At 50.3% G+C, this 14,761-nt stretch carries 15 protein-coding genes and 1 pseudogene; 15 read left to right on the top strand and 1 reads right to left on the bottom strand.

Annotation, left to right across the window (positions count from 1 at the left end; genetic code table 11):
• Nucleotides 1-358 precede the first annotated feature (358 nt).
• The gene (locus tag HV314_RS10435) at nt 359-1,225 is read left to right on the top strand and encodes a hypothetical protein (RefSeq protein ID WP_073971300.1); all 867 of its coding nucleotides are present in this window, start codon (nt 359-361) and stop codon (nt 1,223-1,225) included.
• Between the two features lie 233 nt (nt 1,226-1,458).
• Here HV314_RS10435 and HV314_RS10430 read toward each other — a convergent pair whose 3' ends face one another.
• A complete protein-coding gene (locus tag HV314_RS10430) occupies nt 1,459-1,881 on the bottom strand; it encodes an Lrp/AsnC family transcriptional regulator (RefSeq protein ID WP_064360508.1) in 423 nt (140 codons plus the stop codon).
• A 128-nt stretch (nt 1,882-2,009) separates the two neighbouring features.
• Here HV314_RS10430 and HV314_RS10425 point away from each other — a divergent pair, with 128 nt between their 5' ends.
• The 14 genes and pseudogenes from HV314_RS10425 to HV314_RS10360 all read left to right on the top strand — a co-directional run bounded on the left by HV314_RS10425 (nt 2,010) and on the right by HV314_RS10360 (nt 14,691).
• Nucleotides 2,010-3,032, top strand: coding sequence for an ornithine cyclodeaminase (locus HV314_RS10425; protein WP_181547978.1), 1,023 nt, complete (start codon nt 2,010-2,012; stop codon nt 3,030-3,032).
• A 5-nt stretch (nt 3,033-3,037) separates the two neighbouring features.
• Entirely contained in the window at nt 3,038-3,964 is a 927-nt protein-coding gene (gene ctlX / locus HV314_RS10420; protein ID WP_064360506.1) for a citrulline utilization hydrolase CtlX, read from the top strand.
• Between the two features lie 103 nt (nt 3,965-4,067).
• The gene (locus HV314_RS10415) at nt 4,068-5,486 is read left to right on the top strand and encodes an amino acid permease (RefSeq protein WP_064360505.1); all 1,419 of its coding nucleotides are present in this window, start codon (nt 4,068-4,070) and stop codon (nt 5,484-5,486) included.
• Nucleotides 5,487-5,777: 291 nt separating this feature from the next.
• A pseudogene (locus tag HV314_RS10410) lies at nt 5,778-6,876 on the top strand (IS3 family transposase).
• A 306-nt stretch (nt 6,877-7,182) separates the two neighbouring features.
• Entirely contained in the window at nt 7,183-7,377 is a 195-nt protein-coding gene (locus tag HV314_RS10405) for an AlpA family transcriptional regulator (RefSeq protein WP_064360502.1), read from the top strand.
• Nucleotides 7,378-7,391: 14 nt separating this feature from the next.
• Nucleotides 7,392-7,979, top strand: coding sequence for a DUF2857 domain-containing protein (locus tag HV314_RS10400; protein ID WP_064360501.1), 588 nt, complete (start codon nt 7,392-7,394; stop codon nt 7,977-7,979).
• The gene (locus HV314_RS10395) at nt 7,969-8,178 is read left to right on the top strand and encodes a TraR/DksA family transcriptional regulator (protein ID WP_076945521.1); all 210 of its coding nucleotides are present in this window, start codon (nt 7,969-7,971) and stop codon (nt 8,176-8,178) included. Before HV314_RS10400 ends, HV314_RS10395 begins: the two co-directional genes overlap by 11 nt.
• A 394-nt stretch (nt 8,179-8,572) precedes the next feature.
• A complete protein-coding gene (locus tag HV314_RS10390; protein ID WP_064360500.1) occupies nt 8,573-8,794 on the top strand; it encodes a hypothetical protein in 222 nt (73 codons plus the stop codon).
• Between the two features lie 78 nt (nt 8,795-8,872).
• A complete protein-coding gene (locus tag HV314_RS10385; RefSeq protein ID WP_181547977.1) occupies nt 8,873-9,520 on the top strand; it encodes a lytic transglycosylase domain-containing protein in 648 nt (215 codons plus the stop codon).
• Nucleotides 9,520-9,798 carry a TrbC/VirB2 family protein gene (locus tag HV314_RS10380; protein ID WP_181548102.1) on the top strand — a complete coding sequence of 93 codons (279 nt, stop codon included), beginning with the start codon at nt 9,520-9,522 and terminating at the stop codon, nt 9,796-9,798. Before HV314_RS10385 ends, HV314_RS10380 begins: the two co-directional genes overlap by 1 nt.
• 11 nt (nt 9,799-9,809) lie before the next feature.
• Nucleotides 9,810-12,557, top strand: coding sequence for a VirB3 family type IV secretion system protein (locus HV314_RS10375; protein WP_181547976.1), 2,748 nt, complete (start codon nt 9,810-9,812; stop codon nt 12,555-12,557).
• Nucleotides 12,558-12,580: 23 nt separating this feature from the next.
• Nucleotides 12,581-13,300 (top strand): type IV secretion system protein, encoded by a 720-nt coding sequence (locus HV314_RS10370; RefSeq protein WP_181547975.1) that lies wholly within the window; start codon nt 12,581-12,583, stop codon nt 13,298-13,300.
• 10 nt (nt 13,301-13,310) lie between these two features.
• Nucleotides 13,311-13,586 carry an EexN family lipoprotein gene (locus tag HV314_RS10365; RefSeq protein WP_181547974.1) on the top strand — a complete coding sequence of 92 codons (276 nt, stop codon included), beginning with the start codon at nt 13,311-13,313 and terminating at the stop codon, nt 13,584-13,586.
• A gap of 73 nt (nt 13,587-13,659) precedes the next feature.
• On the top strand, nt 13,660-14,691 hold the full coding sequence (locus HV314_RS10360; RefSeq protein WP_181547973.1) for a type IV secretion system protein: 1,032 nt from the start codon (nt 13,660-13,662) through the stop codon (nt 14,689-14,691).
• Nucleotides 14,692-14,761: the final 70 nt, after the last annotated feature.

Below are 14,761 nucleotides of genomic sequence, written 5' to 3'. Positions count from 1 at the left end.
CCACTGATTTTAACCAGGTACTGACGACGGCGAAATAACAAAGAATAATACATCTAAAACCATCTCTGCTACTTGTATAACTCTTACGTATTACCGTAGTCAGGCCATTGATTATGAGCGAAAGCACTACCTTCAGCCGCATATATTTAGTATTGAAATCCCAGCACTAATATTTTTTAAATTGTTTTAAAAAACATAACAATTCGCAATCACTCAATATTCACTTTTATATTGTTACGGCGATATATTAAAATTCCCATCAAATAACATTATCTTTTTTTATTTTATCAAAGATACTGTTGCATGAAAGGAGTTGTACTATGTCAAAAAAAACATCATTTTAAATTTCCGAAACATAATGCCAGACTGGGTGACTATACAAGAAGCTGTTGATCTAGCCAGGCAAAGGGGGAATCAAAGCCTGACAATAAGTGACATTTATCGTCAAGCCTTATCTGGAAACATCTACCTTTCCATTTACTTTCAGTCACCTGTCATATTAAAGAAAATCCAGTTTTCTAACAACAAAGTAAAACTGCGTCCTGTTGAGAATTCGCCAATACACCAACTATGCCTGGTAGACCATAACTGTTTTCAACAGGGGAGGAATTTAATTATCAGTACTGGTGATGAAGCCATTTCACCTATGCAAATGGTTATTGATACAACATTAGCGGGGTATGAATATGTTTTGGTGCAACGCTTACTGGCTCGAACTCTCAATATCCCCTCTCCCATTAAAGGAGCTAATGAAACAAATCATGGCATTTCAGTTTTTATTTATGGTAAATTATTTATCTTACTTGAAAAAATCACATGGATGGAACGGATAGAAAAACAAGTTAGGAGATTACCTCAAAATATCACCCCTGATATTCACGAACATTTTTTATCTCAGAATAAAGGAAAATACGCATATTTCCCAATTTATGAATTACCACGAGATGCAAGTTTTGTAATCCGGCGTACAGAACTTGAAAAAATAATCGAACTCCCCGTTAAAAATAAAACATCATATTCATCTTCAACAAGAATATCAACACCACTCTCCCGTCTGTTCTGGCTTTCCTGTAGGAATAATGAGGCCATAAGCCCATTAATCAACAAGCCATATAAACTACTCTCCATCTTTGAACAATGGGCATCAGCCGACGGCATTACCGATCATCTTAGTGGTGACACACTAAAAACCGCACTTGAGCGCGGTTCGCCCACATCAACCTAAACATCAAATTTAAATGATATTACTCAATTTAACCTGAAAGTCCGTATTAAGCATAACGACATCCTTAATACGGGCTTAGTAACTTCCCTCATTCACCCTTCCTGTGTTTTTTTGTCCTCTCCGGGCTTGTCCCGTTTACTTACACCTCCACCACGTTATTTTTCTTGTGAATTGGTGTCTATTACCGTGTGTATAGTATGATATAGCGATGTACCAACTCCCATTACCCTACTCTAAGCCTTGCGTGTGGAGAGCAGGATGCTGGTTTCTGTATTATAGATCCCCTCAATCCGCCGAATACGCCCCAGGATTTGATCGAAGATCTCCAAATTGTCAGCCCGTAACTCCACCAGCAAATCCCATTTCCCGTTGGTGGTATGCAAGGTATGCACTGCCGGTTCTCCGCGCAGCTGCTGGACTATCACTGGGGCTTTTGCCCCTTCTACCGCCACACTCATCCAGGCCCTGATGCGGTTCTTCTCAACGCCAGGCTTAATTCTAATGGTGTAACCGGTAATAATACCTTCAGCCTCCATACTCTCGATACGCTTCTGTGCCGTGGTTCGCGATATTCGCACTTTTTTTGCGATATCGGTTACAGAAATACGTGAGTTTTCTCTTAGTAAGGCAAGGATCTGGCGATCGGTATCGTTCATTTAATCAATATGCTTATATCAATATTCAATATGCCAATTATTTATACTTTTTGAACAACTTTACAACTACCTCAAGTCAATTTGTTTTCACATACTATCGTTCTTTATGACAATTGTGAGAATTTTCAATGACACGCTTTATCGATCTCGCAGAGATGCGCAAGCTGGTTAACCTAACTGGCGTTGCACCATTCATTAAACAACTCGTTGATTATATTGAGAGCGATTTCAAACGCTGGCCGGAGTTCGACAAAACGCCACGGGTTGCCAGCCATTCTGATATCGGTGTCATCGAACTGATGCCAACCGCCGATGCTGAGCTTTACGGTTTCAAATACGTTAATGGGCATCCGCAAAATGCGCTAAATAATCAGTTAACCGTGATGGCATTTGGGGCGCTGGCCGAGGTGAAAACGGGGTTCCCACTGCTGCTATGTGAATTCACTCTGGCAACTGCACTACGCACTGCGGCAACCTCAGTCGTGGCCGCTAAATATCTTGCCAACAAGGGCGCTAAAACGATGGCCGTTATTGGTAACGGCGCACAGAGCGAGTTCCAGATCATCGGGTTTAATGAGGTTCTGGGAGTGACTGATTTCTATTTGTATGATATCGACGCTTCAGCAACTGAAAAACTGATAGGTAATCTCAACAGGTATCAGGGTATCAGGCTTCACTTCTGCCGCTCAGTTGACGAGGCGGTGGCGCATGCCGAGATTATTACCACCATTACGGCCGATAAAACCAACGCTACAATCCTGCGCGCCTCACAGATTAAACCTGGCATGCACTTAAATGCCGTGGGGGGCGACTGTCCGGGTAAAACCGAGTTAGAGGGCAAAATCCTGACTCAAGCCGATGTGTTTGTCGAATTCCCTGAGCAAACGCGCATTGAGGGTGAAATCCAGCAGATGCCAGCTGACTTTTTCGTCACCGAGCTGTGGGAAGTCATTTGCGGTACCAAAGCGGGTCGTCTCTCTCAGGAAAGCATCACCATTTTTGATTCAGTCGGCTTCGCGATTGAAGACTTCTCAGCACTACGCTTGATGTACGATATTGCAGAAAAGCTCAATCTTGGCAAACCTATCGATCTAGTGCCGCAGCCTGAAAATCCCCGCGATCTCTATCGCCTGCTGTGCAATCCGGAGTAAGGGTCATGCAGACGACTAACAGGGTATTAATGGTAAGGCCCGCCGCATTTATGAGTAATCCCGAGACGCAGGCAAGCAACACTTTCCAGAAATGCCTCGGGGATATTGGCGATGTGCAAACCCAAGCGCAAGCCGCCTTCGACAACTATGTGCTCGCGTTGAAGCGTGCCGATATCGAGGTGCATATCATCAACGATATCGCCGAACACGGCACGCCCGACTCGCTCTTTCCCAATAACTGGATTGCTATGCTGGAGGATGGGACGCTTTACACCTTCCCAATGGAGGCACCTAACCGCCGGCGTGAGCGACGACAAGAGATTATCATCCAGTTAGCCACTGATTTTGTGGTGAATAAACGCATAGATCTCTCATCCTACGAGCAGCAGGGCCGGTATCTTGAGGGTACAGGTTCGTTGATCCTCGATCACGACAACAAAATAGCCTACTCATGCAGGTCATCGCGCAGCTCACATCTGGTCGGTGAAGAGTTTGAACGTCTGTCGGGATATCCCATTATGTGGTTTGATGCCCACGACCGCAATCTACAGCCTATTTATCATACCAATGTAATGCTCAGCGTCGGCAGCCGCTTTGCCATCGTTTGTCTGGAGGCACTCACGTCACTCAATGAGCGAAAACAGCTCGTTGATCACCTTAACAGCACTGGAAAAACCATCATTAATGTGACGTTTGACCAGATGGAGTCTTTTACCTGCAACGTTTTGGAACTGAAAGATAAGCTCGGAAAACCCGTCTATGCCATGTCTACACGTGCGTGGGATGCATTTACCACGGCTCAAAAACTTGAAATTTCGAGCTACGCACGGCTGGCACTAGGTCCAATAGACATTATTGAAGATCTCGGTGGCGGTGGCGCACGTTGCATGCTTTGTGAAATTTTCCTCGAAAGGCGCATGGCCTATTGCTGATACCCCTATAGTTTCTCATTAGCCCGACATCAGGTCGGGTCTAAAACCGTCGGTCACCGAGCTTAGTTCGGCGCAAATGACCCAATTAACACCGGAGTGGTTTATGCACAATAACAATATTTCGGCAAGTCATTGCCGGGCACCATCCGATACCCGAAAGTTAAAAAAACAGCTCGATAACCGTCATATTCAGCTCATTGCCATTGGTGGGGCAATAGGTACCGGACTCTTTATGGGATCGGGAAAAACCATCAGCCTGTCTGGTGTTTCAATTATCTTTACCTACTTGATTATTGGTTTTTTTCTGTTCTTTGTCATGCGGGCACTGGGAGAGTTGCTTCTTTCTAACCCACGTTATAATACTTTCGCCGATTTTACCGGCGAATATTTAGGCCCTTGGGCGAGCTTTGCTGTTGGCTGGACCTACTGGCTTAGTTGGGTCGTTGCCTGCGTCGGGGACGTCGTGGTAATCGGCGGCTATATGCAGTTTTGGTATCCTGATTTAGCTCTATGGGTACCTGCTTTCGGCGCACTTCTCATACTGGTGCTCCTCAATATCTTGTCAGTGAAACTCTTTGGTGAGATGGAGTTCTGGTTCGCTATCATCAAAGTTGTCACTATTATCGCGCTCATTGCCGCAGGCTGTTGGATGTCGTTCACCGGATATACGTCACCCGATGGCGTCAAAGCCTCATTCAAAAATTTAACCGAACAGGGCACTCTATTTCCTCATGGTCTCACCGGATTCCTGGCCGGGTTCCAAATCGCACTATTTTCCTTTGTCGGCATAGAGCTTATCGGCGTGACGGCGGCGGAAACCAAAAATCCAGAAAAAACCTTACCCAAAGCGATAAATTCAATTCCAGTGCGTATTCTGCTTTTCTACGTGCTCTCGATGGGTTGTATTATTGCGGTCTCGTCATGGCATCACATTTCTGTAGATAAGAGCCCATTTGTTTCACTGTTCACCCTAGCGGGCCTCCCCGCAGCCGCAGCGGTCATTAATTTCGTCGTACTGACCTCCGCACTTTCCTCAGCAAACAGCGGCGTATTCTCTACCAGCCGAATGCTATTCGGGCTGGCAAAAAATAATGCAGCACCCAGATCGCTTAAAAAATTATCTTCCGCGAATATCCCGCTGCGGGGACTACTGCTCTCAGGATTCTGTATGCTGTGTGGTGTCGCCATCCTGTTCGTCATGCCCGGCGTGATGTCGGCCTTTACGCTACTCTCCACCATGTCGGCTATTTTACTGATCTCTATCTGGAGCCTGATTATCGTCTCATGGCTGGTTTACAGAAAAACCAGACCGGATCTGCACAGATGCTCAAATTACAAAATGCCCTGCGGTAAAATCATGTCGTATGCCTGCCTGATATTCTTTCTCTTTATGCTGATAGTGCTCTCCTTAAGAGCAGATACCAGAATGGGTCTGCTGATTTCTCCAATCTGGTTTATCGGTCTGACCATCGTTTACCGCAGAAGAAAGGGGGAAGAAAGTATTGCCGTTTACAGTAAATAATCGTTAAAAGAGGATATTCAGACCAGAAAATGAGATGGTCATAGCCAACGCAATTTTGCTGAGCTCAATTTGCCAGTTACAGCCTCTGGCGGACTAATCAACTTGACCGGACAACCGAATGTCTCAAATACACGATCGTCTTGACTGGAATCTATTAAGAACCTTTCTGGCTATAATCCAAGAAGGTAGTATCAGCCGAGCAGCTATAAGGTGATCTCTTCCCTTTGTTCAGTACCGGCGTAAAGTGGGGTTTCCGGCCTTTCTTTCCCTGAACAAATGAGGTCATCCGGCATGAAAAAAACGCGTTATACCGAAGAGCAGATCGCTTTTGCCCTGAAGCAGGCAGAAACGGGTACGCGGGTGGAGGAAGTCTGCAGAAAGATGGGCATTTCTGAGGCTACTTTTTACAACTGGAAGAAGAAGTTTGGCGGCATGGGCGTGACGGAACTACGCCGTCTGCGCCAGCTGGAGGAAGAGAATCACCGCCTGAAACGGCTGGTCGCCGATCTCAGTCTGGACAAGGAAATGCTGCAGGACGTCATCCGAAAAAAGTTCTGAGGCCGGTGCAGAAACGCGAGGCGGTAGAATACCTGCTGGCGGCGTACCGCATCGGGGTTCGCAGGGGATGCCGGCTGATGATGCAGAGCCGGACGGTCTACAACTACCGCAGCTGCCGCGATGACCGGTACCTCACGCAGCGAATACGGGAGATTGCAGAAACCCGCATTCGTTATGGTGTGCAGCGGATCCATATCCTGCTGCGGCGCGAGGGCTGGCTGGTTAACCATAAGAAAACCCATCGGATTTACTGTCTGGAAGGGCTGTACCTGCGGTCAAAACGCCCGCGTCGGCACGTGACGGCCAGGCACAGGCGTATCCGCCCGGCCGTGACCGCTGTGGATCAGTGCTGGAGCATGGATTTCGTTGCTGATAATCTGTTCAACGGACGCCGGATCCGAGCCTTACTGTAGTCGATAATTTTAGTCGTGAATGCGTGGCGATCGAGGTAGGCCAGGGGCTTCGCGGTGACGATGTGGTTGCCGTGATGGAACGGATCAGGCAGACAAAGCAGCGTGTACCCCAGCGGCTACAGACGGACAACGGGAGCGAATTTATCTCGAAAACGCTGGACCGCTGGGCGTATGAAAACAGGGTAACGATGGACTTCTCCCGCCCCGGGAAGCCCACGGATAACGCCCTGGTCGAGTCATTTAACGGCAGCCTGCGTGATGAATGTCTGAACGTGCACTGGTTCCTGTCACTGGAAGATGCTCAGGATAAGATCGAGCACTGGCGGCAGGAATATAACCAGTACCGGCCGCATTCTTCGTTAAATAACCAGACTCCGGCAGAATTTGTCCGAAGCCTGCAAACAGGCCCGGATCTCTGATTTATCCTGGCACCGATATTGGGAGGGGATCAGAAACAGGAAATCTCAAAAAGTGCCTGGAACTAAAGCTGGGATACTTACAAAGGCATTACCGATCGATTCAGTGGCGACACCCTGAAGACTGCGCTTGAGCGCGGCTCGCCCCCTTCCCTACCAACACAAAATTAAGATGATGCCCTTCGCTATGAAAACCCGTATTAAGGATTGTATTTTCCGTAATACGGGCTCATCAGCTTTCTCCACACCACTATTTTGTGTTGTTGTGTGTTCTCCCGGCTAGCGCTATATCTGCCACAGGAGAATACCGTGACATCTCATCAGTTATTACGTCTGAAACAGGTTGAAGAAAAAACTGGCCTGAAGCGCTCTCAAATCTATCTGTATATGAAAGACGATACCTTCCCCCGCTCAATCAAGATTGGCCCGGCCAGTGTCGCATGGCTCGAATCGGAAATTGACGAATGGATCAATATTAAATTAGTCCGCCGCCCAATAGGCTGAAGGGAGAAAATACCATGATTATCCCATCACTTAATTACGCCGTATTAACCGATGCCCTGCATGCATTGAAAGATGGCAACGTTCGTCACTGTGAATCGCTAGGATTCACTTTCGACGAAATGAATGCCCTCAACCAATTATCACTAGACGAGCTGTTTATCATCAGTCGGGAGTCTGCGCAGTTTTTGGCTGTGACGGTTCATCACGACGCATTACACCTGCTTCTGGCTAAATCCCGTGAGGAGGTTCTGCAGCAGGAACGTATCAATCATGCTATCCGGCTCGGCGGGTCAATTGCGCTACTCAACAAGTATTTTGGCCTCACCTCCAACGAAGTTTGCCTTCGCCGCCGGTTACTGGGCGTCCGTGTACCTTATGGCCGGACGCCAGAGCCGGACGAAGATACGGATACTGCCATCTGGCTGCAATGGCAACAATGCCGGGTGGCCAACCTGGAATCGACCGATGCGCTGGCCGCCATGATGCAAGTAACGCAATCCCTGCTGCCGAAAGTCGAAGGTTTGTCACTGACCATCGTCTGGAAGCGTATCGCACTTTGTGAACAGGAGGCGTCAGACCGGAGGGCCGCCCATGCCAGATGAGATCGACCGCGATCAGGAATTTAATGAGCAACGACTGGAGGATATGATTGAACAGAGTCGTTTTAAGCCAGGGTCTACGCCATCATTATTCCATTGTCGTCTATGCGGTAAGCCCATTCCTGAAAAGCGACGGCAGGCACTCCCGGGCATAACCACCTGCACAGAATGCCAGGAAAAACTTGAACGTCGAACACGTTAATAATGGTCACAAAGACATGCAGGAACATTTCCCCTGCATGTCTCTATCATTAACTATGAATACACAGTCGTCTTTATTATATATTTCACTTACTTTTATTTCTCGCAGAGTTTACCCCTCCACCACTAATTTATCTCTCTCATTTTAACTTTGAATTTATCGTGTATATGCCGCCCCGGATGTCTGATCCTGAAAACGTCATTACAGAATGGTTGCCCGAATGGTCGTTAATTTCCCCAGATCGGGTATTGCTCTTTAAAAATAAGGTTCGGGCTGTCACGAAACCACAATTCAGGGTGCCGCTGAATGTTCTCGCTGACCCGTTAAAACCGGAATGCAGAATTGGGATGTGACATTCATTTAACTCATTGTTGTTTTTATTAGAGGAGGCGTCATGCGAAAACCCATTTACCACGTATTCGTCACTCAGGAAAGTCAACCCGATGCACAGGGCGAAATAAACACGTATTGGACCAGGGTTGGCGTGGCGTTCGCTCATAACGGTAAGTCTGGCCTGAATATCATGCTGACACCCGGTATTGCTATCTCCGGCAAGTTAGTGCTCCTTGAGCCCAGGGATGACGGCGGCGCGACACAGGATACTCAGTCCATTTAACCGCCCCTCCCCCACTTTCCCGGCCCTGTGCCGTCTGATGGCGGTACGCGTTGCCCGGTTTACCATTCCGAGGCCATCATGCTTTCCACCACCGTATTTCTGGCGGCGGCTATGCAGTGCGCCCCCAGCATTCACCCGTCCACGGTGCTTGATGTGGCGCGGGTTGAATCCGGTTTGAATCCGTATGCCATCGCTGAAATTCTGCCCAGTGGCAAAGGCGTGATTTCACATTTCCCCACCAGCAGGGATGAGGCCATCAGCCTCACCGGACGGCTGGCAGCACAGGGCCGACGTTATTCGGTCGGGCTGATGCAAATCACCAGCACCAATTTCCGCCATTACGACGTGACCGCCCGTGACCTTCTTGACCCCTGTACCAACCTGTACGTGTTTGAGCGCATCCTCACCGACTGCTACCGCCGTGGCCGTTCCCTGAAGCGTGCGCTCAGTTGCTACTACTCAGGAAATTTCACGACCGGCCAACAGCCGGAATTCGCGTTTAACCAGACCAGCTACATCCAGCGCATCGGCTACGCCGTACCGTCAACGCGGGAAGACCGGCAGCGACCACCCGCCGAAAAGCTCGTGCCTGAAATCCGTTACCCCACCGCCGTCATGCGTGGCGAGCTTACCGATAACGCCACGTCAGTTCTGACATCCCTGCGCTACCCCAATGCCGTGATACGCGGCGCGTTACCCATTCCCGGCCCCCAGGAGGAACAATGATGAAACGAAAACAGACTGACTGGCCCGTCCTCTCTTCCTTGTTAATGACAAGCCCGGTGCTGGCAGCGGACAGCGGATTTAATAAAGCCAATGAGACGCTGAGTAACACCTCCACCGGCCTGCTCGGGCTCGCCGCCGTTACCATCACGCTGGCCACCATGTGGGTGGGATACAAAGTCTTGTTTGACGGCAAGAGCCTCCATGACATGCGCAACGTCATCATTGGCGCCATCCTTATCGTCGGTGCGTCAGGTTTCGGTGCCTACTGGGCGTCATAAGGGAGGTAACGATGGCTACGCTGAACAAAGCGCTGACGCGACCTGCCGCCATAGCCGGCATTCCCCTCGTGCCGTTCGTGATTGTCAGCGGGGCCATCGTCCTGCTGGCGGTCTATGTCAGCTATTACTTGATATTACTGCTTATTCCCGCCTGGCTGGAGATGAAGGCAAAGGCCAGAACCGATATTCACTATTTCGGCCTGATCTGGCTGGCCTTTAAAACCCGTGGCCGTTTTGGCACCAATAAACATTTTGGTGCCAACGCCCTGCTGGCAAACCGCTATGACGCCGTCGAGGTCTCGGAGTTTATTGAAAAAATGAAGTTAAACGAGCGCGTTACGCTGGATAAATACATTCCGTATTCCTCCCATATTCACCCGCACGTCATCAGAAACCGCCAGGGTGATTTGGTTGCCAGCTGGGAGCTGGAGGGCACCGTTTTTGAATGCGAGGATGAACATCATCTGACGTTAATGGCGACGCATCTCAATAACGTTATTCGGGCGTATGAAGGTCTGCCGGTCACGTTCTATCTTCACCGTATCCGGGAAAAATATCACGATGCCTTTGACGCAAATTCAGGCATTCCCTTTTCTGATGAAGTGACCCGGCGGTATTACCAGCCGATCCACGAAAAGCCGTTCTGGCGGCACCGGCTGTTTTTCACCGTCTGCTACGCGCCCTTCTCTCCGCTGGAGAAAAAGGCCATGAAGGCGCAACCGTCCGGTAAACGCAAAGCGGCGCTGGATGATGCCCTGAAAGTGATGCTGGAATACCGGGAGGCACTGACTTCCGCGCTGTCCCGCTATACGGCGACGCCGCTGGGGATGTATGAAGATAACGGGCGGGTATATTCCGCCCAGTTGTCCTTTTATCACCGTCTGCTCACCGGCCAGTGGCAAAAGGTGGCGGTCACGCCTGCGCCGTTTTATGAAACATTAAGCACGCCGGATGTCTTTTTTACCACCGATACCGCCGAGTGCCAGACCATCGGCAGTTCCCGTTTTTTCCGCAGTCTGGAAATCAAAGATTATTCGCCGGAGACCGCGACCGGCCTGCTGGACGCGCTGCTGTATGCCGAAAGCGAGTATGTGCTGACGCAGTCCTTCACCTGCATGGCCCGCGATGAGGCGCAGAAGCATATTCGCCTGGCGGAAAAGCGCCTGAACTCGGCGGATGACGACGCCATTTCGCAGCGTGAAGAGCTGATTGTACTGCGTGACCTGCTCCAGTCCGGGCATGTCTCATGCGGAAAATACCACTTTTCCCTGCTGGTATCCTCAGACAGCCCCGAGCAGGTGGTGAAGGATGCCAACGCACTGGCGCAGCCTTTCGCCGACCTCGGCATCATGACGACGCTGTCCACGCTGTCGCTGCCCGCCGCGTATCTGGCGCAACTGCCGGGGGTGTATACGTTGCGCCCCCGTCTGGTGGCCGTCAGCAGCCAGAACTTTGCTGACCTGGCGAGCCTGCACAACTTTCATCCCCACCAGCGGAGCGGCAATCCCTGGGGTGACGCCATCGCCATCCTCAAATCCCCTGGCGGTGGCGGGTATTACCTGAACCTGCACGACAGCCAGAGCGGGCGGGATGACTTCAAAGAAAAAACGCCGGGTAACACGGCGATCATCGGTAAGACCGGTTCCGGGAAAACGATACTGATGACCATGATGCAGCAACTGATGCAGAAGTACCGCAATCCGGCGACGTTCTCTGAATCAGCCCCTCTTAAGCAACTGACTACCGTGTATTTCGACAAGGACCGGGCGGCGGAGATGGCGATACGTCAGATGGGCGGACGCTACTTCCGTATTCGCACCGGTGTGCCTACCGGGTTCAATCCTTTTGCGCTGGCCCCAACCCGGCGGAATATCAGCTTTATCAAACGGCTGGTGCGCATGCTGTGCCGCCGCAACGGCAAGCCGCTCGAGCCGCGCGATGAGGAGCGGATCAGTGCCGCCGTAGATACCATTTTGCTCGACTACCCGCCGGAATACCGCAAGTTCGGTATCACCCGGCTGCTGGAAGTCCTGCCGGAGCCGCCCACCACCGACGCCCGCCTCAACGGGCTACGTATTCGCCTTAAACAGTGGGCGCAGGGCGGCGAGTTCGGCTGGGTATTCGATAATGAGGAGGACACCTTCAACATCAGCAACATTGATAACGTGGGTATCGACGGTACGGAATTTCTCGATGATGACGATATTCGCGGCCCCATTACGTTTTATCTGCTTTACCGCGTCACCAGTCTGTTGGACGGTCGCCGGCTGGTAATGTTCATGGACGAGTTCTGGAAATGGCTGGCCGATGTCGAATTCTCCCGCTTCTCGCTCAATATGCTGAAAGTGATCCGCAAGCTGAACGGCATCTTCGTCCCCGCCACCCAGTCGCCTGACGAAATCGTTAAGCACCCGATTGCCCCGGCGATTATCGAGCAGTGCAGTACGCAGATTTTTCTCGCCAACCCGAAGGCCAGCCGGGGTGATTACGTGGAAAAGATGAAAGTGCCGGAAAACGTGTACGACATCGTCAAAAATCTCGATGCGGGTGAGCGCTACATGGTGGTCCTGAAAACGCCGTTACGCGCAGGTGAAACCCGGCCTTTTGTGGCGATGGCGAAAATGGATTTAGCGGGCCTCGGGAAACTTACCAAAATGCTGAGCGGGAGCGAAGACAACCTGAAACTGTTCGACACCCTGTATCAGGAAGGAATGCAGCCTGATGACTGGAAAGCCGCCTTCCTTGAACAAGCCCTGTAATATTCATGACGGAGGTAATGAAAATGCGGTTCAGAGATATCATACTGGCATTATCGTTGTTTATTTCCACCCGAGCGTTAAGTGCCGGAATACCGGTATTCGACGCCGTACAGAATACCGAATCCATGAATCAGTGGATCCAGAAACTCCAGCAGTGGCAGGAAACCGTCACCCACTATAGAAGTGAACTCGATGCCTACAAGCAGCAATTAGCCACAGCAACGGGCGTGCGGGACGTTCAGGCATTTCTCCGCGAGGCCAAAAAGCTGAAAACCGATATCGATAATCTTCGTCAAAACGGTATTTCACTGGATGACCTGCTGAGCAACCAAAGCGGGTCATATTCGTCTGAACTGAATAGCTTGTATAACAAATATAAAACGTTCGATACCTGTAACCCGTCCAGCACGTCACAACGCTATCTGGACAGCTGCAAACAGATGATCCTGAATCAGGCTGTAGCAATAGAAAATACGTCCGAGGTTGAAAACAAGATCACAGGCACGCTCGGTGATATATCAGGTTTATCAGACCGTATTGCTAATGCGCAGGATTCGAAAGAGTCACAGGACCTGGCTAACGCCATCGCGGCCAAAAGCGTACAATTAAATGCGCTGACCAGCCAGTGGGAGATGTCAGTCAAACAGACTGAACAGCGAGCAACGCTGCTGGAACGGCAAAAACAGAAAGCCTTTGAGCAACAGCAATTAACTGCGCCCGTTGCTGATCTGAACTCTCTATAGGGAGGTTAACATGTTAAACCCCGTATTAACCTTAGGCGTCATTTCAGGCATTCTCGTCTTATCCGGTTGTAAAGAGACGAAATCAGAAGCCTGGTATAAAGAACATCCCGATGAAACCTATAAGGTATATACGCAATGCCTCAAGGATGGCGAGGCAAGCGACAACTGCGAGTTTGCGCACCGGGCAGCACTCATGTTTGCCCAGACAGGCAAACCCGGTATCAGGGAAAAATTCGAGACACTGTTTCAGCAGGAAGCCCAAAAAAGAAAATCCGTCACTCAGTAATATTCCCGCCAACAAAAACAGGGATCCTTCCCTGTTTTTATCCCCTGTCTGTTCCTGACTAATGAGAGGCACCATGTCCGGTGGTATTTTTGTTGGTATGGACAAAAACATCATGGATGGACTCAATGCCGTGTTAGAAGGTCAGTCTTCTACCTACGGCACCCTAATCAGTGTGATTATCATCAGTTCCTTCACCCTATTTATTACGTATCGCGGGTATCAGACGCTTGGCGGCAAACTCCAGACACCGGTTGAAGATGTTGTCTGGGATGTGGGGCGCATGTTGCTGATCACCACCTTTGTTTTAAACCGCGATGGCTGGCTGAATGCCATCATTGTGGCCATTGAAGGGCTTAAGGACGGCATCAGTGGCGATGATAATGTCTGGGCGCTGCTCGATACGGTGTGGGAAAAGGCACAAGCGCTGGGGCAAACGCTGTTTAATCTCGATACCTCCACCTACGTTAAAGTGAATGGCGGTTTTGCCGAGGTGCTGGTCTGGGGCGGAGCAATCGTTCTGTTACTGGCTGCAACCTTTGTCAACCTGCTCGCCGAAATCACCATTCTGTTAATGACCACCACCGCCCCACTCTTTATTTTCTGCCTGCTGTACGGTTTTCTTAAACCCATGTTTGATAACTGGCTGAAAACAATATTTACCGCAATCTTAACGATCATGTTCTCTGCTCTGTCTGTCCGGATCGCCATCAACTACCTGAATAAAATACTGGAGGCCGCCACAGCAACGTCTGCTGAAAGCAATATGGTGACCCTGGCGGCGCAATGTTTGCTGGCCGGGATTGCCGCAGGCGTCGTGGTGTATTTTTCAGCGAAAATAGCCACTGCGCTAAGCGGTGCCGCCGTGCAGGCCGTGTTACAGGGGGCTGCCATAAGCGGACTGAGCGGGCTGGCCAGCAAATCTGCCGACTTTGCCAGACCCGGCATAAAGACCGGGGGCCGAATGACCGCCAAAGGTGGCATGGCCGCAGCAGCGACAAGCGGCAGGTTCATTGCCGCAGGGGCGGGCAAAGCCGTGAGCGCCTGGCAGAAACGTGCCACCGCCATCGAAAGCATGAAACGCCAGAACCAGCAGCTTCACCGTTAATTCCTCCCGACCGTTAATCTCATTTCCCCGTCACGCCGTGGCCTCAGCCAGCGGTGCGGCCTTCCTGCAT

The organism is Citrobacter sp. RHBSTW-00887 (assembly GCF_013728095.1).
Lineage (GTDB): Bacteria > Pseudomonadota > Gammaproteobacteria > Enterobacterales > Enterobacteriaceae > Citrobacter > Citrobacter braakii.
The sequence above is the reverse complement of the archived record's forward strand: the minus strand, read 5'-3'. Positions and strand labels throughout refer to the sequence as shown.

Excerpts from the sequence above, each read along its gene's own strand:
- ctlX (WP_064360506.1), top strand. The coding sequence starts at position 3,038 with ATGCAGACGACTAACAGGGTATTAATGGTAAGGCCCGCCGCATTTATG.
- HV314_RS10425 (WP_181547978.1), top strand. The coding sequence starts at position 2,010 with ATGACACGCTTTATCGATCTCGCAGAGATGCGCAAGCTGGTTAACCTA.
- HV314_RS10360 (WP_181547973.1), top strand. The coding sequence starts at position 13,660 with ATGTCCGGTGGTATTTTTGTTGGTATGGACAAAAACATCATGGATGGA.
- HV314_RS10430 (WP_064360508.1), bottom strand. The coding sequence starts at position 1,881 with ATGAACGATACCGATCGCCAGATCCTTGCCTTACTAAGAGAAAACTCA.
- HV314_RS10390 (WP_064360500.1), top strand. The coding sequence starts at position 8,573 with ATGCGAAAACCCATTTACCACGTATTCGTCACTCAGGAAAGTCAACCC.
- HV314_RS10380 (WP_181548102.1), top strand. The coding sequence starts at position 9,520 with ATGAAACGAAAACAGACTGACTGGCCCGTCCTCTCTTCCTTGTTAATG.
- HV314_RS10395 (WP_076945521.1), top strand. The coding sequence starts at position 7,969 with ATGCCAGATGAGATCGACCGCGATCAGGAATTTAATGAGCAACGACTG.
- HV314_RS10370 (WP_181547975.1), top strand. The coding sequence starts at position 12,581 with ATGCGGTTCAGAGATATCATACTGGCATTATCGTTGTTTATTTCCACC.
- HV314_RS10415 (WP_064360505.1), top strand. The coding sequence starts at position 4,068 with ATGCACAATAACAATATTTCGGCAAGTCATTGCCGGGCACCATCCGAT.
- HV314_RS10365 (WP_181547974.1), top strand. The coding sequence starts at position 13,311 with ATGTTAAACCCCGTATTAACCTTAGGCGTCATTTCAGGCATTCTCGTC.
- HV314_RS10400 (WP_064360501.1), top strand. The coding sequence starts at position 7,392 with ATGATTATCCCATCACTTAATTACGCCGTATTAACCGATGCCCTGCAT.
- HV314_RS10385 (WP_181547977.1), top strand. The coding sequence starts at position 8,873 with ATGCTTTCCACCACCGTATTTCTGGCGGCGGCTATGCAGTGCGCCCCC.
- HV314_RS10435 (WP_073971300.1), top strand. The coding sequence starts at position 359 with ATGCCAGACTGGGTGACTATACAAGAAGCTGTTGATCTAGCCAGGCAA.
- HV314_RS10375 (WP_181547976.1), top strand. The coding sequence starts at position 9,810 with ATGGCTACGCTGAACAAAGCGCTGACGCGACCTGCCGCCATAGCCGGC.